The sequence below is a fragment of the Yoonia sp. genome (genome assembly GCF_036007805.1).
Classification (GTDB): Bacteria; Pseudomonadota; Alphaproteobacteria; order Rhodobacterales; family Rhodobacteraceae; genus Yoonia.
This window is the reverse complement of record NZ_DASYOK010000049.1, coordinates 1-26315: the sequence shown is the minus strand read 5'-3', so window position 1 is coordinate 26315 and position 26315 is coordinate 1. Positions and strand designations below refer to the sequence as shown.

Here is a 26315-nt window from a genome sequence, read left to right as displayed (position 1 = left end):
CGAACATCGACGGGAAACGCCTTTCCGGATCGATATTGGCAGTGGGTGCAACGCCCAGCGACCCTGCCAAAGCACCTGCAAGATCCGACAGGATGTCTGCGTGAAGGTTAGTGGCAACGATCGTGTCGATGGACTTGGGGTTTTTGACCATACGCACGGTCATCGCGTCGACCAGCATCTTGTCCCATGAGACATCCGGAAACTCGGATGCGACTTCTGCCGCGATTTCGTCCCACATCACCATTCCAAAGCGTTGCGCGTTGGATTTTGTTACAACGGTCAGTTTCTTGCGTGGGCGTGATTGGGCCAAAGCGAAGGCATAGCGCATAATGCGGGTGACACCGACGCGGGTGAAGATAGCCACCTCTGTGCCAACTTCTTCTGGCATCCCCCTATGTGCGCGCCCGCCATGCCCTGAATATTCGCCTTCCGAATTTTCGCGCACAATAACCCAATCAAGATCACCGACGCCCACATCGCGCAAGGGCGACGAAACACCGGGAATGATCTTGGTGGGGCGCACATTGGCGTATTGGTCAAAGCCTTGGCAGATCGGCAAACGAAGCCCCCACAATGTGATATGATCAGGTACGTCTGGCGCACCAACCGCCCCGAAGTAGATCGCATCAAACGGCTTCAGTTGCTCAAGCCCGTCCTCTGGCATCATAACGCCATGCTTTTTGTAGTAGTCCGAACCCCAGTCAAAGGTCGTAATGTCGAACTTGATCGTGCCATCGCGCTTCTCGAGCGCAGAGAGTACTTCTGCTCCGGCCTCAATGACTTCTGGGCCAATTCCGTCGGCAGGAATGGCGGCGATGTTGTATGTACGCATGATGTGTCCCCAGCGTTGAATTATCTCGGCCTGCGCAACATGTGCCAGACCGTTTGACTGCATCGTTCAGCCGGCACACTCGCAACTTGACGGTGACACGGCAATGATGATTAGATCATATAAATATTCGCAATAATCTACTGGTCCTATGGAACTTCGCCAACTTCGCTGCCTCATCGCTGTCGCCGACACTTTGCACTTTGGAAAGGCAGCCCAGCAGATGGATATGTTGCCTGCATCGCTTGGGCGGCAGATCAAAATGCTGGAAGAACGTTTGGGAAGCCGCTTGCTGTTCCGTACAACGCGACATGTGTCACTTACTGATGCCGGGCGTAACTTTGTCGATGCTGCCCGCGACCTTGTGGAACGGGCAGATCGGTTGGAGTCCGAGTTCCGAGACGGGCTTCAGGACCAGTTGCCCACCCTGCGCATCGGCGCCATCGACAGCGCGGCGGCAGGGTTGATGCCGCAATTCCTTCCTAAGTTTCGAGAGCTCCATCCGGATATCGACATCGAATTGCTAGAACAAAAGTCATTTCGTTTATTGCCGCGCGTGCTGTCTGGTCGGCTTGATGCAGCCATTGTCCGACCGCCAGAAATAAAGGATCCAAGACTGACTTTCCGCAAACTCTTTAACGAGACCGCGGTGGTCGCAGTGCCAGAACAGCATAAGCTGGCGACAAAATCCGAGATCACAGTGGCAGAGATGGCGGACGAGCCACTGATCGTGCCGGAACGTCGCTCGCGGCCCCATAGCCACGACCTCACCATGAAACTTTTTCTGGATTCTGGCTATACGGCGCGCGTCGCACAGATTGCCGAAGAAAAACAGACTATTGTCAGCTTGGTGTCGACCGGCGTTGGGTTGGCGATCGTGCCAAAATGGGCATCGCGTCTTGCTGTTGGCGGGGTGCGCTTTATTCCACTGGCGATCCCGCCGGGCATCGCCCGCGACAAGCTTGCGCTTTCTGTGGTCTGGCTGCGGGACACGCGGCACCCGGGCCGCGATGCGTTCTTGGACGTGCTCGACGCCAATGTGGCGGCCTTGTCGCGGAGTGCCTAATGATTATTCATATTTTTTGTATATTTAGGAATGCCCTTCACTCCCCGCTTTTTTCTTGAGTTCGCTATTTTCCTAAATGTACCGTTCTCCACACTGCGCCTGGAGGGGCGCATGCCGGGTAATGCGGGTAGGAGACCGCATTGTCAGAACACGGCAAAACAACATGGAGGATAATTATGCACAAAACAGCGATCACGCGGCTAACGGCCGTACTTGCTGCCACCGCACTGACCACGGGCGCGGCAGTCGCACAGTCTGACATCGACAAAACCGGTTGGCCCGATAGCTTTACCGTTGGTACCGGCTCTCAGGGTGGTACTTATTTCGGCTACGGTTCCGGTTGGGCCGGTATCGTTGCGGACTCACTTGGCTTGTCTGGTGGCGCGGAAGTCACCGGTGGCCCAATGCAGAACATGGCGCTTGTCCACACTGGCGAACTGCCCTTTGGTATGACCACAATGGGTCCGGCCGCTGAATCCATCGCCGGCGCCAATCCGATCGCACCTGGCCTACCGATGGACAACGCCTGCGCAATGTTCCCGATGTATCAAACGCCATTCTCGATCACGGCATTGGCGTCGTCGGGCATCACATCTGTCGCGGACATTCCAGACGGTGCGCGCATCGGTTTTGGCCCCGCAGGTTCAACCTCAGACACCTACTTCCCGCTTATGATGGAAGAACTGGGCGTCAACTTTGAGCGTCGCAACGGCGGCTGGTCCGATCTTGGCAGCCAGCTGCAGGACGGTCTGCTGGATGTCGTCGCTTTCGCAGCCGGTGTTCCGGTTCCTGCGGTGTCCCAGCTTGAGGCACAGGTCGCAGTGAACATCATCGAGTTTACAGAAGAAGAGCAAGCTCAGATTACAACGGCCTTCCCTGTGGCAAACTTCGACATTGCGGCCGACACATACACCACGCTGGAAGCGCCGGCACGGTCCGTATCAATGTGGAACTTCGCAATCGCAAACTGCGATCTGCCAGAGTCCTTTGTCTATGCTGTTGTTGACGCGGTGATGTCCGACAATGATCGTATGGTGAATACACACCGTGCGGCCCTCTCCACTCTGCCGGAGTTCTGGGATCGCAACACAGTCATGGCCTGGCATGCAGGTGCCGCGCGTTGGTTCGAAGAGAACGCAGGCGCGGACATTGCAGACGACATGATCCACAGCAACTGATGCACACCAGTTACGCATCGGCCAGTACTTGGCTGGCCGATGCGTTTTCATAACAGGACGGACAATGCCCTGCTGCTGATAACAATGGTTCCGATAGAACCAAACCTTCGTTATCATGTGCAACGCGAGGGATTGCTGGCCGACGGGAGGGGAACCATGGCAGAGCAAGCGAACAACAACGAGATCAAAGTTTCCGCAGCTTTGGACGACAGAACGACAGTCTTGGCCGAGGGGGTGGACGAAGAGCCGATTGAGGGCAATCGCCGACTGTTTACCGGCAATGGCTATCTGTTCATTGCAACGCTCTCAACGATTTATGCCGCGTTCCACATGATCGCGTTGAACGGTGTGTCGATTTCCGACTGGACCGGCATCGAAATACCGTACCTTCCGCAGTTCCCGATGGAGACGTGGAATTTCCGCATCATTCACATCGCGGGCGCGCTGGCGCTGGGCTTCCTGCTGTTCTCGGCGCACAGCTTCCAACCCGACAAAGAGCATAAAGGCGTATCAATCCTTTCATGGATCACGCTCTTCCTTGCGATACCGGCTCTGATTGCCGGTGCGACAGCAGTCGGGTTTGCGAATACAATCAGTTCCGGCACCTTGCCGCAAATGGGCGGACTGACCACCTGGGCCGCTTTCCCCGGCACCGACATCTATGAAACCGAGGTCCGCTGGTTCGGTATCCCGCTGTTGATCGCCACGTTTGGCGCAATCCTGCTCGGGTGGTTCGAACGGCGCGGACGCGAACTGTTCGCTGCCTCTGACATCGTACTGGCGCTTTGTGGCGTGGTCGTCGCGATTTACCTTGTTGCGATCTACGGTACAGCAGCCCGCAACTCGGTCGGCACGCCATTCGTACCGATTGGCGTGGCCTTCGCAGCAACAGCCGGTGCGGCACTGATCCTGGAGCTGACGCGCCGCGTGGCGGGCCTCGCCTTGGTCATCATCACCGGGGTGTTTCTGCTCTATACTTTCACCGCGCACCTGCTGCCGGGTATCCTTGCGGTGCAAAGCGCCTATAGCTGGCAGCGCTTCTTTGGTCATGTCTATTCCGACGCGGGCATCCTTGGGCCAACCACTGCTGTGTCATCGACCTACATCATCCTTTTCATTATCTTCGCAGCCTTCCTGCAAGCCTCCAAAGTGGGCGACTACTTCGTGAACTTTGCCTTCGCTGCCGCCGGTCGTGCGCGCGGTGGACCCGCGAAAGTCGCGATCTTCGCATCGGGGCTGATGGGGATGATCAATGGCACATCGGCGGGCAACGTTGTGGCCACGGGATCATTGACGATCCCGCTGATGAAGAAAGTCGGATACCACAAGAAAACCGCGGGCGCGATCGAGGCGGCAGCCTCGACCGGTGGCCAGATCATGCCCCCGATCATGGGTGCGGGCGCCTTCATTATGGCCGAAATCACGGGTATTCCCTATCAGGAAATCGCGATTGCGGCCATCATCCCCGCGATCCTTTACTTTGCCTCGATTTACTTCATGGTCGATTTCGAGGCGGCAAAGCTGAACATGCGCGGGATGCGCGAAGACGAACTGCCCAAATTCGCGAAACTGATCCGCCAGATTTATCTCTTCATCCCGATCATCATTCTGATCTTTGCGCTGTTCCTCGGGTACTCGGTTATTCGTGCCGGCACCCTGGCTACAGTCGCAGCGGCTGTTGTGTCTTGGTTAACGCCGCATCGGATGGGTCTGCGGTCGATCCTCAAGGCGTTCGAGCTTGCGGGTGTGATGTCCATCCAGATCATCACCGTCTGTGCCTGTGCGGGCATCATCGTGGGCGTCATCAGCCTGACAGGCGTCGGCGCACGCTTTTCTGCAGTCTTGCTTGACCTTGCGGGTGTCAGCCAGCTTCTGGCGCTCTTCTTCGCCATGTGCATCGCGATCCTGCTAGGGATGGGGATGCCGACAACTGCCGCCTATGCTGTCGCTGCATCTGTCGTGGCACCGGGCTTGATCCAGCTGGGTATTCCGCAGCTGACCGCGCATTTCTTCGTCTTCTACTTTGCGGTTGTCTCGGCGATCACCCCGCCTGTGGCTTTGGCCAGTTATGCCGCTGCGGGTATTTCGGGGGCCAACCCGATGGAGACATCTGTTGCGTCGTTCAAGATCGGGATTGCGGCCTTCATCGTGCCATTCATGTTCTTCTACAACAGCGCCATCCTGATGGAAGGCAGCTGGCCAGAGGTCATCCGGTCTGGCATCACGGCCACATTCGGCGTGTTCCTGTTGTCATCCGGTGTGCAAGGCTGGTTCATGGGTTCGCGTCCCGTATGGTTCTTGCGGGTTGGTCTGATCCTCGCTGCCCTCTTTATGATCGAGGGTGGATGGCTAAGCGATCTGGTCGGCGTCGGTACGGCGGTTGCTATCTTCTTTATCCAGAAGATTTTCCAACCTGATCCGGACGCCACCATTCCAGTGCGCGGGGCTGACTGAGCGGGGTGATCGCTCGGTCTCTGAGGTGTCCTAGCAATAGCCTTCCGGCCCGTTCCATTGGGCTTCTGCATAGCGATCACCGCATGCCCAGCCGACTGGCAGCATGCCCTCGATCTTGGCCATCATTTCTTCGGTGAGATTGATGGAAGCACCGGCGGCACATTCTGCGAGATGATCGGCGGTGCGCGTACCGGGAATTGGGATCACATGCTCGCCCCGGGCCAGACACCATGCCAGCGCAAGCGCAGCAGTTGTGAACCCATGATCGGCTGCATAGGCCTTGAAGGCGGCCAGTTTTCCAAGGTTAAATTCAAAGTTCGGTGGCAGGAACCGCGGATTGTTCTTGCGGAAATCCGCATCTCCGAAACTGACAGGATCAGGTGAACGGTCTGCAAACATACCGCGCCCCAGCGGCGAATAGGCTACCAGAGTGACCCCCAACTCTTTGCAGGCCTGCACAAGCCCGAGTTCCGGTTGTCGTGTCCAAAGCGAATACTCGCTCTGTACCGCATCCACGGGCCCAACGGCTACGGCGCGCCTCAGGCTGGCGGGCGAAATTTCAGAGAACCCGATGCCCGAGACCTTTCCCTCGGCCTTGAGGTCAAGCAGCGTGCCCATAACCTCTTCAATTTCCAAGCTGCGGTCACGACGATGCACGTAAAACAGGTCGATATGTTCAACCCCAAGCCGGCGGAGTGACCCTTCCAGCTCGGTTCTCAGATAGGCCGCATCGTTCCGGAAGCCACGATTGCCGTGCTCGCGATCACGCCAAATACCTGCCTTGGTCGCGATCGTGAAGTCCGAAGGATTGCGTTTGAGGTAACGGCCGATGATTTCTTCGGACGAACCCAAACCGTAGACATTCGCGGTATCCAACAAATCAATCCCCAGACGTTGGGCAGCCGCGAGAGTGTCATGGGCCTCTTGCTCGTCTGCAGGTCCATAGAAACCGGAAAAGCTCATACAGCCGAGGCCGATTGCAGACACAAGCTTTCCAGAACGCAGCAGTGACCGACGTTTCATATCCGTCCCCCAATCAATCCCAACAAAGCCCGGCAGTCGCGGCGCTTTGCCCAATCGGAGAACAGCCCTACAAGCAATGTGTCACTGTGGCAACGTGCGCAGCGGAGAGCAGGCGACTGCTCGTCAGGGGCAGACTACGCGTCCGCAGAGCGCTTTGGCGCGCCGCGCCCTTTTCAGCCCCCTGCCCTCTGCTTCCAATGTTGTCAGATACCTGCCGCTATAGCGCAAGGTCCGCCATAAGAGCCTCTTTCGTGTAGTCCTCTTTTGCCGCTCTCCGCTTGACCCTGCCCTGTTCAATCACGGTGAATGTATCCGCAATCCGGTAGGCAAAATCAGCGTTCTGCTCGACCAGAACGATGGCCATCCGGCCCTCATCACGCAGTGTTTCCAGCGCGTCGCCGATCTGCTGGATCACATTGGGCTGGATGCCTTCGGTCGGTTCATCCAGCAAAAGCACCTTTGGTTTGGTAATCAGCGCGCGGGCAATGGCAAGCTGCTGTTGCTGCCCGCCCGAAAGATCACCGCCACGCCGCGTTTGCATATCCCGCAGCACAGGAAAGAGCTCAAAAATATAATCGGGAATGGCATGTTCGGCCTTCGGCAGACAGGCAAAACCTGTCTCTAGATTTTCCAGAACGCTCATCATCGCAAAAACCTCACGCCCTTGCGGAACATAGGCGATGCCTGCCCGTGCCGCGTGATAGGCCGAGGTCAGTTGTACCGGCGCTCCGGCCACCGTCGCAATCCCGGCTGCAATCGGATGCCGCCCCGAAATCGCCTTGAGCAAACTGGTTTTACCAACGCCGTTGTTACCCATGACGGCAGTGATCTTGCCCGTTTCCGCTTGCAGCGAGATATCAAACAGGATCTGGCTCTGCCCGTATTTCAGATCAAAGTTCTGCACATCAAGCATGGGCGCGCCCCAGATAGACATCAATCACGGTTTGGTTTGAGGTCACATGATCGAGGCTGCCTTCGGCCAGAACCGCGCCCTCGTGCAGGACAGTGACCTTGCAATCGAGCCTGCGCACAAATTCCATGTCATGTTCCACCACGACGACGGCCCGCGTCTTGGCCGCCTCTTTCAGGATATCGGTGGTCTTTTCACGCTCTTCGGGCGTCATGCCGGCAGCAGGTTCATCGACCAGCATCAAGCGCGGCTCTTGCGCCAGAAGCATCCCGATTTCGAGCCATTGTTTCTGGCCATGGCTCAGCTCACCCGCCACACGCGTCAGGCTGTCAGACAGGCCGACCTGTCCCGCGATGTCTTCGATCCGTTCCGCGTTGGATTTGGTTTTCTTGTGCATCAGCACCGCAAAAGGCCCACGGGGGTTCTTGAGCGCCATGGCCAAATTCTGACGAACGGTCTGCGCCTCGAACACGGTCGGTTTCTGGAATTTCCGCCCGATCCCTTCGCGGGCAATCTGGCTCTCGGACATACCCAGAAGCGAGATATTTCTATCCCCCCAGATCACATGCCCCGTGTCCGGCTTTGTCTTGCCGGTCACGATATCCATGAAGGTCGTTTTGCCAGCACCGTTCGGGCCGATGATCGCGCGCAGCTCGGTCGGGGCGAAATTGATCGACAGGTTATTGATGGCACGGAACCCGTCAAAGGTGACTGTTACGCCCGACACTTCCAAAAGCATGCTCACGATTGCTTCCTCACCAGCAGGTCAAAGAGGCCGCCAATCCCTTTGGGGAAGAACAGCGTGACCGCAACAAAGGAGAAGCCCAAGAGCACCAGCCACCAATCGGTCCATTGGATGACGTAAAATCCAAGGTTGATATTGGGCGCACCGCCGCCGGTAAACCAGCTCGACAAAAGCGACACAAAAGCCGCCCCGATCACCGCGCCATAAAGCCGCCCGCGCCCGCCGATGGCGACCCAGACCGCCAGATAGATCGACGCAATCGGCGCGATTTCACCGGGGTTAATGATGCCTGCCTGCGGGTAATAGAGCGCGCCTGCGATGCCCGCGACGACCGCCGTTGTCGTAAACACAAAGAGTTTGTAGCTTTCCACATGGTAGCCCAGAAAGCGCACCCGCGCTTCGTTATCGCGGATACCCTTGATGACGCTGCCCATCTTGCCCGACACGATCCACGCAAAGAAAACATATCCGGCAGCCAGTGCCACGGCCGAGGCGATGAAGAAGACAATTGAGATTGTCGCCTGCGATGTATCTTCAAACCCAGGGATATTTTGCAGGCCCGACAACCCGTTATTGCCGCGCAAGCCGCTGTCGTTCTGGAACAGATAGAGCGCCAAGGCCAGCGTCATCGCTTGGGTCAGGATCGACAGATAGACCCCTGTCACCCGTGAACGGAACGCCAGCCAGCCAAAGACCAGCGCCAAGAGACCCGGTACAAGCACGACCATCAGCAATTGCAAAAACAGACTATCTGCAAAGCCCCATATCAGCGGGAATTCGGAACTGCCCACGACCCCGAAAATCTGGTTGCCAATCGCGTCAGACACTTCCTGCGGGGTCGGCGGGATCGGCTGGCCTGCGAAGCTTTCAATGACGATCCCTTCGGTGCGGGCGTACATCAACCACATGCCTATGGCATAGCCGCCTATGCCGAAGAAGGCGAAATGCCCCAGCGATAGGATCCCGCAATAGCCCCAGACCACGTCCATCGCGATGGCAACAAGGCAGAGGCAAAGCGTCTTGCCCAGTGTTTTGACGAATGAAGTCGAGATCAGATCTACGCCCGTGACCTCGGACAGAAGTGTGACGACGACAGTGAACACCGCAAGGATCGCGATGAACCACAAGACCGACGGGTTTTCGGCAAGGAATGATTTCCGCATGACTTAATCCGCCGCCGCGCGGCCCTTGAGAGCGACGATGCCCTTTGGCCGGAATTGAATGAACAGGATGATGAACAGGATCATATAGGTCTGTGCGGCCAGCGTGTTGGAGGGGTTCAGCCACTCGATCCCTTTTTGCAGGAACCCGATCAGCGACGCACCAGCCAGCGTGCCCCAGACATTGCCGACACCGCCCACGACCACGGTCATAAAGCTTTGCACGATGTAATCTGCGCCCATCTCGGAGGTAACTTTGGCATATAGCCCGATTGCGACACCGGCGATGCCTGCGATACCGGACCCCAGCCCGAAGGTCAGCATGTTGATCTTGTCAGGGTTGATCCCCATTGAGGCCGCCATACCGGGGTTTTGCGTCACGGCGCGTACTTCGAGCCCCAGCCGCGTGCGTTTGAGGACAAACAGGATCAGGCATAGAAACAACAACGCCATAACGAAAATCGCGACGCGAATATAGCTGATGGCAATCACATCATTGAACACCAGCGCTCCGCTGAGCCATTCGGGTGAAGTCAGCGGACGTGCTTGGGTGCCAAAGATATTCTTGGCCAACTGCTGCAACGCAATCGAGATGCCGAAGGTTGCCAGCAAGGTTTCAAGCGGGCGGTGATAGAGATGGCGGATCACCAGACGCTCCATCGCGACACCGGCCCCGAAAGTGATGGCAAAGGCCAAAGGCAGCGCGATAATGATCGACAGCGTATAGTCAGGCACGAATTGCTGCACGACAAAGCCGGTATAAGCACCCATCATGATGAATTCGCCATGGGCCATGTTGATGACGCCCATGACGCCAAAGGTGATGGCAAGACCAATAGCCGCGAGAAAATAGATCGAGGCGAGTGACAGCGCATCCAGCCCCAGATCAATGCCCTGGCTCACGGCAACGCGGGTTTCAACGGCTGCCAGAGCCTGCTCGGCGGCATCAGTGATGACTGGATCAGGTTCATCGTATTGCAGATAAAAGACATGTGCCGCGATGGCGGCCTCTTGCGCCTCGGGCGTGACACGCGGGGCGACCAGCCCCTCGGCCGTAAGGGCATCATAGGCTGCCGCACGTGCGGCATCGGTGTTCAGGGAACGGACCGCGACCCCACCGACCATGCCGCCTTCGATATTTGCGAGGAGCGCTGCACGGATTTGGGCGCTAGTCACAAGCGCTGGCGCAAGCTCTGCTGCGACCAGCCGCTCATAAGCCTCCTGCGCGGTTAGCTCGGCACCAACGGTCAGCACCTGCGCGATATTGGCGTCATCAGGAAGGGCTAAGGCGACCTGTGGCTGGGTCGACAAAACGTTATTCAGCACCGCACGCACGTCAACAGATAGATCATCGGCCATACCTGCGATGGCAGCGATCCGTACCTCTTGCGTGTCACCAAACAGGACCGCCAGCATTCCGGCCAGCCGCTCTTTGGTTTCTTTCAGAGAAGGGTCAGGCTCGCTTGCGATCGAGGCCTGCAACGGGCCAAGCTGGCTGGCGTCCATGCTGCGGGCGATGGCATCAACGGCGGCTTGGCGTCTGGTGATGTCAGGATCAGAGAGCTGGAACTGTACCAGCGCATCGCCGATAGCACGGCGCACACCGCCATTTGGGCGTGCCTCGGTCAGGCCATCGTCATTTGCCACTGTGGTTGTCGCGCCTGTGTCGAGGTCTTCAAGCGTGATCGCACCGCCCTCTTCAATAGCACGAAAGAAAAGACCGTCAGTGCCACGCTGCACGATCTCGCGGTCACGCCATGCCTCCAGAAAGGGCAGCGCCTGTGTCAGGCCGCTAGCGACCAGATCATCGAGCACCACACCGACACTTTGACGACCGGGGCTCAACACCTCGTCCTGATGGGTTTGCAGGATGTCTTGTAGGGTTTGCGCTTGCAAAGATGCAGGCAGGATCAGGCACAAGGAGAGCGCCAATGAGAGCAATCGCATCATGTGTACTCAAGCCGATATTGTGAGGGGTTGGGATCAGGGGCGCATTGCGTCATGCGTCCCTGATCAGCCGCTTTAGTAGTTAGAGGTCAGCTGCACACAGGTTTCGGTTTCGGTGTTATACATACCGCAACCCAAGGTTTGCCAATCGGACACAAGCACCGCAGATTCCGGCAGATAATCGGTCCATGCATCGCCCGGGACCTCAGCAGTCTGGCTGATGATATCGAACTGTCCGTCGGCGGTGATCTCACCGATCAAGACAGGCTTGGCGAGGTGGTGGTTCGGCAGCATGACTGCTGTACCGCCTGTCAGGTTCGGGAATTCCTGCCCGTACATGGCTTCACGCACCGCATCAACGTCTGTTGTGCCTGCCTCGGTTACCGCGTTCACCCACATGTTGAAGCCAATATAGTGGGCTTCCATCGGGTCGTTGGTCACACGGTCTTCACCCATTTTGGCTTTCCACGCTGCGACCCATTCGTCGTTCAGCTCGGATTCTGCGGACTGGAAGTAGTTCCAGGCGGCCAGGTGACCGACGAGGTCCGATGTATCGAGGCCGGAAAGCTCTTCTTCGCCAACAGAGAACGCAATAACAGGCAGGTCATCGGCAGAGACGCCTGCAGCCGCGAGTTCCTTGTAGAACCCGATGTTCGCATCACCATTGATCGTGGAAATCACCCCAACCTGTTTGCCGTCTGCACCCAAGGCTACGACATCAGCAACGATTGTGGCCCAGTCGGAATGACCGAAGGGGGTGTAGTTCACAAAGATATCCTCGGCGGGAATACCCTTGGACTGCAGATAGGCCTCAAGGATGTTGTTGGTTGTCCGTGGGTAGACATAGTCTGTGCCCAAGAGCGCGAATTTCTCGACCCCGAGCTCTTCGAGGAAGTAATCCGTTGCAGGGATCGCCTGCTGGTTTGGCGCGGCACCGGTGTAGAAGACATTGCGCGAGCTTTCTTCGCCTTCATACTGCACCGGATAGAACATCAGCCCGTTGAGTTCTTCCAATACAGGCAACGCAGATTTGCGGCTCACTGACGTCCAGCTGCCAAAGATCACGTCAACTTCGCTGACGGTCAGCAGTTCGCGCGCTTTTTCCGCAAAGAGCGGCCAGTCAGATGCCGGATCGACAACGACAGCTTCGATTTCACACCCGAGCAACCCGCCAGCGGCGTTCTGGTTCTCGATCAGCAATTCCATCGTGTCTTTGAGGGTCGTTTCCGAAATCGCCATCGTGCCAGAGAGCGAGTGAAGGACACCCACTTTGATCGGATCGGCGCATTGCGCGGCAGCCATAGATGTCGTGCCCAGCAAGGCAGTCAAAACAAATGCAGAATTTCTAAAGGTCATAGTTCTTTGGTCCCCGTTGTCGTTGCGGGATGCTGCGTCAGGAAACCAATTCCCTTTGCAACCTTGGACCAACCTAATAGGAAGGACCCGCAACAGTGATGTTGTAGTCGCGTGAAGGGAACGATCTTGCAGGATAGCCCTTTGCGCGACGCCGAAGTTTTCCTCGGACGCCCCAAAGTGGTGCTGCACTGCAGAAATATGCTAGCGATTTCGTATTGAACCTATCGCCTCACGCCTTGGCGCCTATAAAATTAGCAGTAGCCGCTAATTCGCCTGATTTTCTATCACTTCTTGCGCCCTGACGTGAACGTGAAATGAATTTGGGGGCCAACTTCGCGATGATTCCGATGAAGCTATCGCAGCTCTGTCGGAAGGGATCGCAGGCGGGCAGCATTCCTCAGGTTTTTGACGGGGCCAGAGATTGCGTCATCGTCCCTAGAACCTTGCTCGCGGCATCAAGCAACAACAGGTCATCAGAAGACCGCCCTAAGACATGCGCCAAACGGGGTTGTCCGATGAGCGTGGCAGGTGTCGTCACGACCATGCGCAAAGCGTCCGATAGCGGGATCCCGGCATGCAGCACCAACCGCCGCATACCTTCGGCCTGGGTAATATGCGCGCCCGCCAGATTGCCTTCGGCGTTGACCAACCGCCCCTCTTGCAGGCGGATCGTCCGGCCATAGAGCGTGAATTGCGTCTCTCCGCCAACTGTTGCCATCGCATCCGATACCAGAAACGGCGCAGAGCCGGCGGCACAGGCCCGCAAAGCGAGGCGGAACATGCGGTCATCCACATGGGCACCGTCACAGATCATGCCAAAAGCAATCCCCGCATTCAAAATCGCACCCACTGCCCCCGGTGCCCGGCTCGTCATAGGTGACATGGCATTGAACAGATGCGTGCCACAGCGGGCACCTGCTTTTATCGCAACCTCAATCTCTTCGGCGGTGGCATCCGTATGCCCGAGCGAGACGATAGCGCCCATTTCGGAGAGTGCGGTGATCTGCGCGGGTGTTGCGGCCTCTGGTGCGAGGGTGATCATCACGGCGACGCCTGCTTTGCGCAGATCGGACACGATGGTCAGCGTGTCTTGATCCAAGGGGCGGATACACTCCGCACGATGCGTCCCCCGCTTTGCGTCGCTTATATGCGGGCCTTCGATGTGGAGGCCCAGAATATCCGGGTTCTCTTTTGCGGCAATCGCGGCGGCTGCCGCTTGCGCAAGCACATCGGGATGGTCAGTGATGACCGTTGGCAAAATCGCGACCGTCCCGAAGCGGCGGTGCGCGGCCGCGATCCGTGCCATGCCATCCGCTGTCGGGGTGTTGTTCAGAAGGACACCACCACCGCCATTGACCTGCAAATCGACAAAGCCGGGGGTCAACAGGCCGGAAAGTGCCGTGGCCGGAACCGGCGCGCGCGATGTCTCGACAATAAAACCATCTGCAACGTGCACGGCCATATCGTACACGATGTCCTGACCGTCAAAGACACGGTCGGGTTTGAACCAGCCGTCCGTCATGGCGTGATCCCTGCACCATTGCGATGATCCATCCACGCCGCATAGGCAGCACCACGTGCACCGCTGGCGTCACCCCCTTGCGCCAAGGCAAGCGGGGCGGCAGCGAAACCGTCAATCTGCGCGTTCTTGGCGGCAACCCGCAAATCGGCAATCACATCAGGGATAGCCGTGAGCCCGCCGCCCAGAACGATCACATCAGGATCAATTGTGAGCGTGAGGTGATGCAGCACCTCAGCCACAAGCGCGCACCAAATCGCCCAGACCTGCGCCATATCTGAGGTGCGCCGGGCGGCAATCTCATGCGTGGTCAGGTGCATACCGGTAACGAAAGCAGCCAGGCGTTGCAGACCCAGCCCCGAGATATACCCCTCGATACATCCTTTCCGCCCGCAACCGCAGTCATAAACCGGCAGGCCATGTGCAGCGATGATATGCGCAGGGGCCGCAATGTGGCCGATCTCACCTCCTGTGGCCGTCGGCCCAGTGCGCCATTTTTGGTCGATGACCAGACCACCGCTCACACCTGTGCCAAGGATCAGCGCCATCACCACGGATTTTCCCTGCCCCGCACCGAACACCGCCTCGGACAAGGCCAGCGCGCGGCAATCATTCAGGAACGTAATTTTGCGCCCTGCCCGCTGTTCTAGATCGGCAGGGAAGGGCCGCCCGGAAGCAGGCAGATTGTTCGCCAGCGTTAGGCCGGTTTGCGGGTTCACAAGACCCGCGGCCCCGACGCCAACCGCGGCAACCGTGCCCGCAGCGTCCGAGGCCCAGGCGATCTGATCAACGACCGCATTTACGAGTTGGTCATAACCTTCGGGGGTCGGGACACGGTGGCGGGCGATCTCTTGCCACGCGGCATCAAAGACACGCGCCTCTATCTTTGTCCCGCCAAGATCAATGCCAAGGGTGTTCATTAAAGGGGTCCATCGGATCAAAGGGGCAGGATCGTCTTGTCACTGCCAGTTATCGTCGCGGTTTTCGTCAGGCAAGACAATGACAGGTTTTCCCATCGTCGCGCTAATGATGCAGTGCCGCGACGGTCTTGAGCACCGAGAAGCCGTAAAGCGCCTCGAAGCCCTTTTCGCGCCCATGACCGGACAGGCCCCGACCGCCAAAGGGCAGTTCCACCCCGCCACCTGCGCCGTAGTTGTTGATAAACACCTGCCCCACCCGCAGGGCACGCGCCATACGCATCTGCCGCGCTCCGTTTTCGGACCAACAAGACGCGACAAGGCCAAACCCGGTGCCATTGGCGATGGCGATTGCCTCTGCCTCATCCTCGAACGGGATGATGACCTGCACAGGCCCAAAGATTTCATCCTGCGCCAGCGTATGATCAGGCGCGACATCTGCAAAAAGAGTAGGAGCGACATAGGCTCCACCTACAGGTGCGTCATCAACGATCTGCCCTCGCGCTGCCACCTCCAGATCGCCACCCTGCGCCAGAAAGCCCTCAACGATCTCTTTTTGCCGCAGCGACACCAAGGGCCCCACATCCAGATCCGCCAAGGCAGGCCCCGCCCGCAGTTGTGCGTAGCGGGCGGCCATTTCGGTGACCACCTGATCATAGACACCACGCTGCACCAATATCCGCGATGCGGCAGAACAGGTCTGTCCCGCGTTCTGGATGCCTGCATTCACCAAGAACGGCAAAGCGGCCGCGATATCGGCGTCATCAAACACCACCTGCGGTGATTTCCCCCCAAGCTCCAGTGTCACCGGCACAACATTTGCACCGGCACTCTGCTGGATCAGTTTTCCCACGCCGACAGAGCCGGTGAACGAGATATGATGCACGCCCTTATGGGCAGACAAAGCAGCGCCCGCCTCGGCACCCAATCCCGGCACCACATTCAGCGCGCCATCTGGCAGTCCCGCCGCACGGGCGATTTCGGCGAATGCCAAGGCGGTCAAGCAAGCTTCTTCGGCGGGTTTGAGGACACAGGCATTGCCCATCGCCAAAGCAGCCCCCACCGAGCGCCCGATGATCTGCATCGGATAGTTCCATGGGATGATATGGCCGGTCACACCATGCGGTTCGCGCAGGGTGTAGACGGTGTAGCCATCCAGATATGGGATCGTCTCGCCATGGACCTTGTCGGCAGCCCCGCCATAAAACTCCAGATAGCGTGCAAGCGCCAATACGTCGGCGCGCGCCTGTCTCAGCGGCTTGCCCACATCCATCGCTTCCAGTTGCGCCAGCTCATCCACATGCGCCAGCACCGCTTGGCCGATCTTGGCCAGCATGCGCCCCCGTTCTGCCGCTGTCGCTTTGCCCCAAGGGCCCGATAGCGCCGCTTCTGCCGCCGCGACCGCCGCGGCGATGTCATCAGCCTCGCCACGGGCGATCTGGCACAGCGTGCTGCCATCGGAGGGATTGATCAGTGGCAGGGTCTCGCCTGAAAGCGCGTTAACCCACTTGCCTGCGATAAAACATTTACGGGGGTCGATGTTGCGTGGTCGTAGCGTCATGGCGGTCTATCCCTGCAAGGCTTTATCTTGGCTAAGGGTTACCACGTGCCCGCTGACAACAGCAATCATCACGGTCAGCGCGTATGATTTCCGATGTTTATCTCATGAAATGGTGCCCGCGGCCGGACTCGAACCGGCACGGCCTTACGGCCAAGAGATTTTAAGTCTCCGATGTCTACCATTCCACCACGCGGGCACGGCGCTATTCCTATGACGCTCTGCCGCGCTGGGCAAGCCGTGATCAGAGTTCTGTGCCCAACGGCGGATCAAGGAGCGCACGTTCCGACAGCCACGGGTTCAGTGCAACCGCCGCGCGCAGAACCGCCTGCCCTTCTTCGTTGCGCCCCATGGCAATCAGGGTCAGCGCCTTGCCGGATAACGCGCCAACGTGGTTGGGAATAATCTCCAGGGTGCGGTCAAGGTCGGCCAATGCGCCCTCATAATCCTCGCTGAGGAAACTGGCGAATGCGCGTTGATTGTAGCCTTCGGCATAATCGGGGCAGTATGCGATCAACCGCGAAAAGACAGTGCGCGCGCCCAGAAGATCATAAACGGCGCGCCGTGACATGCCCTCATCCAGCATCGCTTGTGCCGTGGCGTCCGGCGCATCGGTCCAAAGCTCCCAAAGACTATTCGAAAGTTCGCGGCCCGCCATTTCGTTCTGTGCATCCCCGAGTTCGGACAAAATCTCGGACATGCGTCCGCTGTGATCTGGCGCATCAGGACAGGTTTCCGCGAGCACAGGCGCGGCTAACAGAAAAAAGGGGGGCATCCATTTCATACGTAATTTATCTGCGGCATCGCGCGGTTGCGTCAAGCACCACCGCCCGCACCGGGGGCGACAGGCAACAGCCCTTCTTCCTTGACCGCCTGCATCGCGACATAGGTCGAGGTGCTTGCGACATGCGGCAAGGTCGATATTTTCTCAGCCAGAACAGCACGGTAGCCTGGCATGCCTGCGGTGCGGACCTTGAGCAGATAATCAAATGCCCCTGCGATCAAATGACACTGCTCGACTTCCGGTACCAGCATCACCGCACTATTGAATGCGGCTAATGCGCGTTCGCGCGTATCCGACAGCTTGACCTCGACGAAGGCAACATGGTCTCGGCGCAGCCGGATCGGATCATAAAGCGCGCGGTAACCGCGGATAATACCGTGATCTTCCAGCCTTTTCAGCCGTGCCTGCGTGGGCGATTTCGACAAACCGATCCGGCGGGCAAGCTCGGTAACGCTGATCCGGCCCTCAACCGTAAGGATATCAAGTATCTTAAGATCAAACCGATCCAGCCCAACAGGCGTTTCAGCCATGATTCATCCAGTTAATAAGTTAAACCGCCCGCAAGATTGGCACATTGCAGTTAGAATGGCCATGTATTTCTTGCTAGAGTAGGAGAAATTCTGAAAGGAGCCTGCCATGCCCCGCGATCATTCAACAGACGTCCGCCACCAGATTGACTTGTCCATGTATCAGGACGAAGACAGCGCTGTTGAGGCGCTTGTTGCGGCAGCCCAACTGACGCCGCAAGACCGCGCGCGGATTTGTAAGCGTGCAGCAGAGCTTGTCACCCAAATCCGTAACAGCTCTGATCCGGGACTTATGGAAGTCTTTCTGGCCGAGTACGGCCTGTCCACCGATGAAGGCATCGCGCTGATGTGTCTGGCCGAGGCGCTCTTGCGCGTGCCGGATGCCGACACAATGGACGAGTTGATCGAGGACAAGATCGCCCCCTCTGACTGGGGCAAACATCTGGGCCACTCTGCGTCCTCACTGGTCAATGCCTCGACTTGGGCCTTGATGCTGACAGGCCGCGTGCTGGATGATGAAAAGCCCGGCATGACCCGCCATCTGCGCAGCGCGATGAAACGTCTGGGCGAACCCGTGATCCGCACAGCCGTTGCCCGCGCGATGCGCGAAATGGGCCGTCAGTTTGTGCTTGGCGAGGATATCGGCAAAGCCATGAAACGCGCCGAAGGCATGCAGGCGAAGGGCTTTACCTACAGCTATGATATGCTGGGCGAGGCCGCGCGCACGGATGCGGACGCCAAAGGCTATCACCTGTCCTATTCCCGTGCGATCAGCGCAATTGCCGAGCACTGCAAATACAATAGCGTCGCGGAGAACCCCGGCATTTCGGTAAAACTATCTGCACTGCATCCGCGTTATGAAGTCGCGCAAGAGGCGCGCGTCATGGAAGAACTGGTGCCGCGCGTTCGTGCGCTGGCGTTGCTGGCGAAATCGGCCGGCATGGGCTTTAACATTGATGCTGAAGAGGCTGACAGGCTCTCGCTTTCGCTCGATGTAATCTCTGCCGTGCTGTCCGAACCTGCATTGGCGGGATGGGACGGTTTTGGCGTGGTTGTGCAGGCTTACGGCCAGCGCGCGCCTCTGGTGATCGATTGCCTATATGAGATGGCCACGCGGCTTGACCGCAAGATCATGGTCCGGCTGGTCAAAGGCGCCTATTGGGACGCCGAGATCAAGCGCGCGCAGGTCGAAGGCATCGACGGTTTCCCTGTCTTCACCGCCAAACAGCACACGGACATCAGCTATATCAGCAACGCACGTAAACTGCTGCGCATGACAGACCGGATCTATCCGCAGTTCGCCACGCATAACGCGCACACTGTCGCCGCTATCCTTGACCTTGCCCAGCAATTAGAGCGCAGCAGCAACGACTATGAATTCCAGCGTCTGCATGGCATGGGCGAGACATTGCATTCCATCGTGCTGAACGCCGAGAAAACCCGCTGCCGCATCTACGCGCCCGTTGGCGCGCATGAGGACCTGCTGGCCTATCTCGTCCGCCGCTTGCTGGAAAACGGCGCAAACTCGAGCTTTGTGAACCAGATCGTCGATGAAGACGTCCCTGCCGAGGTCGTCGCGGCCTGTCCGTTCGACTATGCGGGACAACGGCCTGCGTTGAAGACCGGCCCAGAACTTTATGAAACCGAGCGTGTGAACTCAAAGGGGTGGGACTTGACCCATACGCCCACGCTTGCCGAAATTTTCAACAGCCGCACTGTACTGCAAAAAGCCAAGTTCAAAGGTCATGCATTGACCACAGCGGCCTTCAAATACCCCAAGGCAAAACTGCTAAATGCGCAACCCGTCAAGAACCCCGCCATGCCGGGTGATATCGTTGGTCAGGTTCAGATCGCGACCGAAAAAGAGATCGCAACAGCACTGGATACCGCCACCCCTTGGCACGCGGATGTCACCACTCGTGCTGAAATCCTGAACGCCGCTGCGGATGCCTATGAGGCCAATGCAGGCGAGCTTTTTGCGATCCTGACACGTGAAGCTGGCAAATCGCTGCCGGATGCGGTGGCAGAATTGCGCGAAGCCGTGGATTTCCTGCGCTACTACGCAGCGCAAGCCACCAGCCAACAACAGGCACGCGGCGTCTGGACGTGCATCAGCCCCTGGAACTTCCCTCTGGCTATTTTCACAGGACAGATCGCAGCAGCACTTGCTGCGGGCAACGCTGTGCTGGCAAAACCGGCCGAGCAAACCCCGCTGATCGCAACCCGTGCAACAGCTTTGCTCCATGACGCAGGTGTACCGCCCAGCGCGTTGCAACTGCTGCCAGGTGGGGGTGACGTCGGCGCGGCTCTGACAGCGGATGCGCGCATCAATGGTGTGGCCTTCACCGGCTCGACAGCGACAGCCCTGAAAATTCGCAGCACGATGGCGGCAAATTGCGCCCCAGGCACACCACTGATTGCGGAAACAGGCGGTTTGAACGCGATGATCGTGGATAGCACCGCCCTGCCCGAACACGCCGTGCGTGACATCATCAATGGGGCGTTCCAATCCGCCGGTCAGCGGTGTTCGGCGCTGCGCTGCCTTTATGTGCAAGAGGATATCGCCGATAACCTGCTGAAAATGCTCAAAGGTGCGATGAACGAACTCAATGTCGGTGACCCCTGGCATCTGTCCACAGATGTGGGCCCCGTCATTGATGAGGCCGCCTATACCGGCATTGCTAACCATATCACGCAAGCCGCAAGCGAAGGCCGTATCCTGCATCAGATCAAGGTGCCCTCCACAGGCTATTTCATTGCGCCCACAGCGATACGGATTAATGGTATTGCGGACATGACCAAAGAGATCTTCGGTCCAGTTCTGCATGTCGCTACTTTCAAATCATCCGAGCTGGATGACGTCATCAATGCCATCAATGCCACGGGCTATGGTCTGACGTTTGGTCTGCACACACGCATCGACGACCGCGTGCAGACGATTGTCGAGAAGGTCCACGCCGGAAACATCTATGTCAACCGCGACCAGATCGGTGCGATTGTGGGCAGCCAGCCCTTTGGCGGCGAAGGCCTGTCAGGGACGGGTCCAAAGGCGGGCGGACCACACTATCTGCCCCGCTTTGCCGCACGGCCCGCACCACGGACAGAGGCGAACTGGCCTGAGGCTGCCGACATGAAGGCGCTGAAAAAGCGGATCGCAGAGGCAAAGGCCCCCACGCCGGCCAAACCGACCGACCTGCCCGGCCCAACCGGCGAATCCAACCGCCACAGCACGCAGGCCCGTGGTCCGATCCTTTGCATGGGTCCGGGTGCGGATGTCGCGCAAGAGCAGGTGGCAGCCGTGAAGGCACTCGGTGGCATCGGGATCAGCACCGAGGGCGCTTTGACGGCGTCACAGCTGAGCGAGATTGCTGATCTGGGTGCCGTGATCTGGTGGGGCGACGCCCAGACCGGGCGGGCGCTCGAGACGGCTCTGAGCACACGTCAGGGACCGATCACAGCGCTGATCACAGGCATGCCTGACGCGGCCCATGTGCTGCATGAACGCCATGTCTGCATCGACACGACAGCAGCGGGCGGAAATGCCGCACTTTTGGCCGAAGTTGCAGAGGTCGCCACCCCAGCTTTCTCTTGACCGCTGGGGCGGCTTCGGGGACGGTCGCGCCATGTTTCCAATTCGCGATCACAACCCCTCTGAGCGCACGCCTTATGTGACCCTGGCCTTGATCGCGGCGAATGTCGCGATCTTTCTGGCAGGCCTTGCCTTGTTTCAGGATCAGCGGGCGCTTTCACAGCTTTATTATGACTATGCCTTGCTGCCGATCCGTCTGTCGAACGGGGAAAACTACGCCGCGCTTGTGACGTCGATTTTCCTGCACGGCGGTTTTATGCATCTGGCAGGAAATATGCTCTTTCTATGGATCTTCGGCGATAACCTCGAAGACGAAATGGGGCATATCCCGTTCCTGATCTTCTATCTTGTCTGCGGCATCGGCGCATCCTTGGCGCAATACGGGGCCGATCCGTTTTCCACCATCCCGACGGTCGGTGCATCAGGTGCGATCGCAGGCGTCATGGGCGGCTATCTGTTGCTGTTCCCGAAAGCACGGGTCGATATCTTTATCTTCTTTATCGTCTTTTTCCGCATTTTACCGATCCCCGCGTGGATCATGCTGGGCCTCTGGTTCTTCATTCAGCTTTTCAGTGGCATCAATGTCGACACCTCAAACGGCGGCGTGGCCTATTGGGCGCATGCGGGTGGTTTTGTCATTGGGGCAATCCTCACGGTACCGCTGTGGATCAAACTGGGGGCGACCCTGTTTTGGCGGCAAACACACGGGCACCCACCCCACCCCGAGGCGGAATATACCCGCAGCAATATTCCGATTGTCCGGCGTTAGGCCCGACGAATGACTTTCGCGAAAGTCTCGAAGATAGGCTCGTTGGCGCAAATTAACTGACCATCAGCGATCACATCGCCTTCGGGATTAATCGGCTCTAAAATACCGCCTGCTTCGCGTACAATCACGATACCCGCAGCGATATCCCACGCATTCAGCCCACGTTCCCAGAACCCTTCGTAGCGGCCGGCGGCAACATAGGCCAAATCCAGCGCCGCAGCACCAAAGCGGCGCACACCCGCACAAGCAGGCAGAATCCGCGCAAGGTCTTGGATCGTTTCTGGGAGATCGGCGCGGCCGGCAAAAGGCAGTCCCGTTGCGAAAATGCTCTCAATCATGCGGTGCCGGCCGGACACGCGCATCCGGCTTTCGTTCATCCAGGCACCGCCGCCTTTTTCAGCATAGAACATTTCGTCCTTGACGGGATCATAGATAACGCCAGCCACAATCTGGCCTTTATGCTCAAGCGCAATGGAGACTGCCCAATGCGGCAGTCCGTGCAGGAAGTTTGTCGTCCCATCCAGCGGATCAACGATCCAGCGGCGGGTGGGGTCCTCGCCCTCAATCTCTTTGCCCTCTTCTCCCAGAAAACCGTAGGTTGGGCGGGCATGCATCAGCTCTTCCATGATCATTGCTTCTGCGGCCTTGTCAGCGCGGCTGACAAAATCGCCGGGGCCTTTTGTGCTGACTTGCAGGTTCTCGACTTCGCCAAAATCCTTCAGCAAACCGCGGCCTGCCTTGCGGGCGGTTTTCATCATCACGTTTAGGTTTGCGCTGCCAGCCATCTGCGAGGTCCTTCATAGGGGATCAAACGCGGCGTATAGGCCCTCGGGCTAGGCGGAACAAGAGGCAAGACACGCTTCGCTGCTTTCACCTAATTTAGAGATTTTAACGGCTTGTTTGCCGCTTGCTTGCATATTCGCCCGCAGTGACGAGTAGGACAGTATGCAACCACACCTGATTAATCATTTCCTGCATGAAACACAGATCGTTGGCCATATTTCTGGTCGGGATGTGGTAAAACGTGTGGGTGCGGCCGTATTGATGTCTGGCATCTGCTTTAATGCCGGGTTCGGGATACAGGCACTCACTGTTTTGACCGTCATCAGCATTTTGGAAATCATCTCCTATCCGCTGAATAGACGGGCCTCCAAATTTGACCCCCCTTTGAAGCTCCCGTCGGGGATTGCTGTGTTCTTCTTCAATTGGTTCGCCATGTTCCCATATCTAGGGCTGGGGCTGATTCTGTCACAAAGCGGCAGTTTGCCCTATGTAATCACCGGATATCTGTGGATTTTCGGAGTGTACGTCCACGTGAGCAACGCCTTCGGTCTGCTTCCGTTTTATAACTGGAGCCAGATGCTCATCGCGTTTGCCACCATGTTCCTGATGCACTGGAACCTGGTGGGCAATCCTGCATTTACGCATGAACCGGTCGCGTGGTTGCTCACGTCAATTTCGACATTTGTGTATATCATGAACACCTTTGACACGATGAACCTGCAAAAGGATACACATCAAGCGCTTGAAAGAGCGCGACAAGATGCCAACGCGCGGCTTGCCGATCTTGAAAAACTGTCGCGCAGCGACAGCCTGACTGGGTTGATGAACCGTCGCGCCTTTGATGAAGTTGTGCAAAGCATGATGTCCCAGCATGCCAATAAACAGGGTGTGACCGTTTTTCTTATTGATTTGGACGGTTTCAAACCGATCAACGATAGCTACGGGCATAAAGCCGGTGATGCCGTCCTACGTGCGGTTGCGTTCAGGCTAAACGAGCTTGCCATGCGCGGTGATCGTGTCGCGCGCGTGGGAGGTGACGAATTCGCCGTGCTATCGGCGAATATCACGTCCTTGCAACAAGCCAAATCCTTTGCAGGCCACCTTGTCGACAAGCTACGAGAAACCATTCCATTCGAGCAAAAGCAGCTTGATGTGGGCGTCAGCATTGGCATCGCGCGGCAGGGACCGGATGCAAGTACACCGCCGGAACTGCTCTCGGGTGCGGATCAGGCCATGTATCGGGCCAAACAGGATTCAAACACAAATATCATGATTTATGACAAGAACGCGTTTCCTGTACGCCCCACATTGAAGGACCGCGAAATTTTGTTGGCCGCGATGCACAACGGAGAGATCCTGCCTTACTATCAGCCGAAAGTGCGGATCGATACCGGCGAAATCATCGGGTTTGAGGCATTGTCGCGATGGGAACACCCGCAGCGCGGCCTACTGCCGCCGTCCCATTTTTTGCCCCTGATCAACGAGTTGGCGCTACAAGGCAGCTTTATGGCATGTACGGCTGACCTCGTGCTACGAGACCTTGCCCAGATGAAGCAAGAAGGGCTTGATCCCGGGCAGGTGGCGATCAATATGTCTGAGGTCACACTTGCCACGCTTCTGGGGCGCAAGGAACTTTTCGCGATACTCGACCGTTATCCCGAACTGCGCCATCATCTAACGTTCGAGATTACCGAAGACATTTTCATCGCCCGCGCGGGCGAAATCATACGTCGCTCGATCCAGCTTTTCCGCAATGCAGGTGTGCGCATTTCACTGGATGATTTTGGGACTGGCTATGCCTCGCTACAGCATCTCAAGGAGATGGAGTTTGATGAACTCAAACTCGACACGGGCTTTGTGCGCGATCTAGGATTTGACCCTGCCGCCAGAGTGCTGATCGAAGGACTTGTGACCATCAGCAAAGGGCTGAACGTCGACTTGATTGCCGAAGGGGTCGAGACCGAACAACAGCGCAATATGCTACGCGATATGGGGTGCAAATACGTCCAAGGCTACTACTACGGTGCTGCAATGCCCTTTCGTGAAACCTGTCTGCGACTGCATGCGCGCAAAACGGGCACCGCGGCGCCACAAGGCATCACATCGGTGGCCTAGGGGCGCTGCAGTTTCACCGCTTCCTGCCGGGCAAGCCGGATCAAATGCGCCATGAAAGGGCGGCTTGTATCCTCTGCCCGCGTCGCGGCATAAAGACGGCGCGTGATACCCTGTTTCGTCAAAGGCCGCGTGACGTAATCCGAATTATAGCGCACCTGCCTGACAACCCAGTCCGGCAGAACCGCAACACCGCGGTTAGAGGCCACCAAAAGCAAGATGACGGCGGTCAGTTCCACCTGCCGTACTGCTGCGGGTTCAACTTTGGCGGGCGTCAAAAGCTGCGAAAAGATATCGAGCCGTGCGCGATCAACAGGATAAGTAATCAATGTCTCACCACGAAAATCCTCGGCCTCGATCACGTCCTTTTGGGCCAAGGGGTGACTGGCCGCCGCCACGAACACGGGCTCATAATCAAAAAGCGGGGTAAAATCCGTCTCTGGCAAATCCTCGGGATCGGAAGAGACGACCAGATCAACCTCTTCCTTGCGCAAAGCCGGCAAAGCGTCAAACGCGAGGCCGGGCCGAATATCCACATCAACCTCGGGCCATGCTTTGCGGAACTGTTCCAACACAGGGAACAGCCATTCGAAACAGGCGTGACACTCGATCGCGATGTGCAACCTGCCCGCACTGCCAGCCACCAGACCAGAGAATTCAGCCTCCAGCGCCGCCACTTGCGGCAGGATCTGCTCGGCCGCAGCGAGCATCTTCATTCCTGCTGCAGATAATTTCAACGGCTTTGATCGCCGGACAAAAAGCTCGACACCCGCCTGATCCTCGATCCCCTTGATTTGATGCGACAGGGCCGATTGGGTAATGTTCAACTGGTCCGCAGCACGCGCGAGACCGCCAGTGTCATGGATCGCCTTGATTGTCCGAAGGTGCCGAAACTCGATATGCATATATGAGGCGTCCTCATGACCTTGGTGAAGTTTATGAAATTGCGTCAACTTCATACTGATGACAAAAGATCAAGGCAAGCAAGAGGTGCATCATGTCCAAGCCGAACGTTTCCTTCGAATTCTTCCCCCCCAAGTCCCTTGAGGGTTCTTTTCGTCTCTGGGATTGCGTCAATACGCTTGCCCC

At 57.7% G+C, this 26315-nt stretch carries 20 protein-coding genes, 1 tRNA gene and 1 pseudogene; 7 read left to right on the top strand and 15 right to left on the bottom strand.

What is annotated here, in order from left to right; genetic code table 11:
• Positions 1-832: isocitrate/isopropylmalate family dehydrogenase (locus VGP75_RS02880; protein ID WP_327542217.1), on the bottom strand; the 832-nt coding region annotated here is incomplete at its 3' end.
• A gap of 148 nt (positions 833-980) precedes the next feature.
• Here VGP75_RS02880 and VGP75_RS02875 point away from each other — a divergent pair.
• From VGP75_RS02875 to VGP75_RS02865, 3 genes are all read left to right on the top strand, one after another.
• Positions 981-1895, top strand: coding sequence for a LysR family transcriptional regulator (locus VGP75_RS02875; RefSeq protein ID WP_327542216.1), 915 nt, complete (start codon positions 981-983; stop codon positions 1893-1895).
• A gap of 176 nt (positions 1896-2071) precedes the next feature.
• Positions 2072-3073: a TAXI family TRAP transporter solute-binding subunit gene (locus VGP75_RS02870; RefSeq protein WP_327542215.1), complete on the top strand. Its 1002-nt coding sequence runs from the start codon at positions 2072-2074 to the stop codon at positions 3071-3073.
• Positions 3074-3229: 156 nt separating this feature from the next.
• Entirely contained in the window at positions 3230-5527 is a 2298-nt protein-coding gene (locus VGP75_RS02865) for a TRAP transporter permease (RefSeq protein WP_327542214.1), read from the top strand.
• A gap of 30 nt (positions 5528-5557) precedes the next feature.
• On the opposite strand, the gene VGP75_RS02860 is transcribed toward VGP75_RS02865, so the two are convergent.
• From VGP75_RS02860 to VGP75_RS02805, 12 genes are all read right to left on the bottom strand, one after another.
• Positions 5558-6550: an aldo/keto reductase gene (locus tag VGP75_RS02860; RefSeq protein WP_327542213.1), complete on the bottom strand. Its 993-nt coding sequence runs from the start codon at positions 6548-6550 to the stop codon at positions 5558-5560.
• Between the two features lie 217 nt (positions 6551-6767).
• Complete coding sequence (gene urtE, locus VGP75_RS02855) at positions 6768-7463, bottom strand: urea ABC transporter ATP-binding subunit UrtE (protein ID WP_327542212.1); 696 nt, start codon at positions 7461-7463, stop codon at positions 6768-6770.
• Positions 7456-8205 carry an urea ABC transporter ATP-binding protein UrtD gene (gene urtD / locus VGP75_RS02850; RefSeq protein WP_327542211.1) on the bottom strand — a complete coding sequence of 250 codons (750 nt, stop codon included), beginning with the start codon at positions 8203-8205 and terminating at the stop codon, positions 7456-7458. The genes urtE and urtD overlap by 8 nt, the downstream gene beginning before the upstream one ends.
• Positions 8202-9368 carry an urea ABC transporter permease subunit UrtC gene (gene urtC / locus VGP75_RS02845; RefSeq protein WP_327542210.1) on the bottom strand — a complete coding sequence of 389 codons (1167 nt, stop codon included), beginning with the start codon at positions 9366-9368 and terminating at the stop codon, positions 8202-8204. Before urtC ends, urtD begins: the two co-directional genes overlap by 4 nt.
• Before the next feature lie 3 nt (positions 9369-9371).
• A complete protein-coding gene (gene urtB / locus VGP75_RS02840; protein WP_327542209.1) occupies positions 9372-11315 on the bottom strand; it encodes an urea ABC transporter permease subunit UrtB in 1944 nt (647 codons plus the stop codon).
• A gap of 72 nt (positions 11316-11387) precedes the next feature.
• Positions 11388-12668 (bottom strand): urea ABC transporter substrate-binding protein, encoded by a 1281-nt coding sequence (gene urtA / locus VGP75_RS02835; RefSeq protein WP_414727761.1) that lies wholly within the window; start codon positions 12666-12668, stop codon positions 11388-11390.
• 397 nt (positions 12669-13065) lie between these two features.
• Positions 13066-14190 carry an N-acetylglucosamine-6-phosphate deacetylase gene (nagA, locus tag VGP75_RS02830; RefSeq protein ID WP_327542208.1) on the bottom strand — a complete coding sequence of 375 codons (1125 nt, stop codon included), beginning with the start codon at positions 14188-14190 and terminating at the stop codon, positions 13066-13068.
• A complete protein-coding gene (locus tag VGP75_RS02825) occupies positions 14187-15107 on the bottom strand; it encodes an ROK family protein (protein WP_327542207.1) in 921 nt (306 codons plus the stop codon). Before VGP75_RS02825 ends, nagA begins: the two co-directional genes overlap by 4 nt.
• A gap of 103 nt (positions 15108-15210) precedes the next feature.
• Positions 15211-16665, bottom strand: coding sequence for an aldehyde dehydrogenase family protein (locus VGP75_RS02820; protein ID WP_327542206.1), 1455 nt, complete (start codon positions 16663-16665; stop codon positions 15211-15213).
• 110 nt (positions 16666-16775) lie between these two features.
• A tRNA-Leu gene (locus VGP75_RS02815) sits at positions 16776-16861 on the bottom strand.
• Positions 16862-16906: 45 nt separating this feature from the next.
• Positions 16907-17437, bottom strand: coding sequence for a tetratricopeptide repeat protein (locus VGP75_RS02810; RefSeq protein WP_327542205.1), 531 nt, complete (start codon positions 17435-17437; stop codon positions 16907-16909).
• Between the two features lie 41 nt (positions 17438-17478).
• Entirely contained in the window at positions 17479-17976 is a 498-nt protein-coding gene (locus tag VGP75_RS02805) for an Lrp/AsnC family transcriptional regulator (protein WP_327542204.1), read from the bottom strand.
• A gap of 106 nt (positions 17977-18082) precedes the next feature.
• On the opposite strand from VGP75_RS02805, the gene putA reads away from it, so the two are divergent.
• Together putA and VGP75_RS02795 are read left to right on the top strand one after the other, a co-directional pair.
• On the top strand, positions 18083-21565 hold the full coding sequence (gene putA, locus VGP75_RS02800) for a bifunctional proline dehydrogenase/L-glutamate gamma-semialdehyde dehydrogenase PutA (protein WP_327542203.1): 3483 nt from the start codon (positions 18083-18085) through the stop codon (positions 21563-21565).
• A 31-nt stretch (positions 21566-21596) separates the two neighbouring features.
• Positions 21597-22331 carry a rhomboid family intramembrane serine protease gene (locus VGP75_RS02795; protein ID WP_327542202.1) on the top strand — a complete coding sequence of 245 codons (735 nt, stop codon included), beginning with the start codon at positions 21597-21599 and terminating at the stop codon, positions 22329-22331.
• Here VGP75_RS02795 and VGP75_RS02790 read toward each other — a convergent pair.
• Complete coding sequence (locus tag VGP75_RS02790) at positions 22328-23116, bottom strand: inositol monophosphatase family protein (RefSeq protein ID WP_327542201.1); 789 nt, start codon at positions 23114-23116, stop codon at positions 22328-22330. The two genes, VGP75_RS02795 and VGP75_RS02790, sit on opposite strands and share 4 nt — an antisense overlap.
• A gap of 160 nt (positions 23117-23276) precedes the next feature.
• Here VGP75_RS02790 and VGP75_RS02785 point away from each other — a divergent pair, with 160 nt between their 5' ends.
• The gene (locus VGP75_RS02785; protein WP_327542200.1) at positions 23277-25229 is read left to right on the top strand and encodes a putative bifunctional diguanylate cyclase/phosphodiesterase; all 1953 of its coding nucleotides are present in this window, start codon (positions 23277-23279) and stop codon (positions 25227-25229) included.
• Here the strand turns inward: VGP75_RS02785 and VGP75_RS02780 are convergent.
• Positions 25226-26131: a LysR family transcriptional regulator gene (locus tag VGP75_RS02780; RefSeq protein ID WP_327542199.1), complete on the bottom strand. Its 906-nt coding sequence runs from the start codon at positions 26129-26131 to the stop codon at positions 25226-25228. The genes VGP75_RS02785 and VGP75_RS02780 overlap by 4 nt on opposite strands.
• 92 nt (positions 26132-26223) lie before the next feature.
• Here VGP75_RS02780 and metF point away from each other — a divergent pair.
• Positions 26224-26315: pseudogene (gene metF, locus VGP75_RS02775) on the top strand (5,10-methylenetetrahydrofolate reductase); the annotation flags it as partial.

Bases quoted from the DNA above. Each gene is read 5' to 3' on its own strand.
- VGP75_RS02875 (WP_327542216.1), top strand. From the start codon at position 981: ATGGAACTTCGCCAACTTCGCTGCCTCATCGCTGTCGCCGACACTTTG.
- VGP75_RS02870 (WP_327542215.1), top strand. From the start codon at position 2,072: ATGCACAAAACAGCGATCACGCGGCTAACGGCCGTACTTGCTGCCACC.
- VGP75_RS02865 (WP_327542214.1), top strand. From the start codon at position 3,230: ATGGCAGAGCAAGCGAACAACAACGAGATCAAAGTTTCCGCAGCTTTG.
- VGP75_RS02860 (WP_327542213.1), bottom strand. From the start codon at position 6,550: ATGAAACGTCGGTCACTGCTGCGTTCTGGAAAGCTTGTGTCTGCAATC.
- urtE (WP_327542212.1), bottom strand. From the start codon at position 7,463: ATGCTTGATGTGCAGAACTTTGATCTGAAATACGGGCAGAGCCAGATC.
- urtC (WP_327542210.1), bottom strand. From the start codon at position 9,368: ATGCGGAAATCATTCCTTGCCGAAAACCCGTCGGTCTTGTGGTTCATC.
- urtB (WP_327542209.1), bottom strand. From the start codon at position 11,315: ATGATGCGATTGCTCTCATTGGCGCTCTCCTTGTGCCTGATCCTGCCT.
- urtA (WP_414727761.1), bottom strand. From the start codon at position 12,668: ATGACCTTTAGAAATTCTGCATTTGTTTTGACTGCCTTGCTGGGCACG.
- nagA (WP_327542208.1), bottom strand. From the start codon at position 14,190: ATGACGGACGGCTGGTTCAAACCCGACCGTGTCTTTGACGGTCAGGAC.
- VGP75_RS02825 (WP_327542207.1), bottom strand. From the start codon at position 15,107: ATGAACACCCTTGGCATTGATCTTGGCGGGACAAAGATAGAGGCGCGT.
- VGP75_RS02820 (WP_327542206.1), bottom strand. From the start codon at position 16,665: ATGACGCTACGACCACGCAACATCGACCCCCGTAAATGTTTTATCGCA.
- VGP75_RS02810 (WP_327542205.1), bottom strand. From the start codon at position 17,437: ATGCCCCCCTTTTTTCTGTTAGCCGCGCCTGTGCTCGCGGAAACCTGT.
- VGP75_RS02805 (WP_327542204.1), bottom strand. From the start codon at position 17,976: ATGGCTGAAACGCCTGTTGGGCTGGATCGGTTTGATCTTAAGATACTT.
- putA (WP_327542203.1), top strand. From the start codon at position 18,083: ATGCCCCGCGATCATTCAACAGACGTCCGCCACCAGATTGACTTGTCC.
- VGP75_RS02795 (WP_327542202.1), top strand. From the start codon at position 21,597: ATGTTTCCAATTCGCGATCACAACCCCTCTGAGCGCACGCCTTATGTG.
- VGP75_RS02790 (WP_327542201.1), bottom strand. From the start codon at position 23,116: ATGGCTGGCAGCGCAAACCTAAACGTGATGATGAAAACCGCCCGCAAG.
- VGP75_RS02785 (WP_327542200.1), top strand. From the start codon at position 23,277: ATGCAACCACACCTGATTAATCATTTCCTGCATGAAACACAGATCGTT.
- VGP75_RS02780 (WP_327542199.1), bottom strand. From the start codon at position 26,131: ATGCATATCGAGTTTCGGCACCTTCGGACAATCAAGGCGATCCATGAC.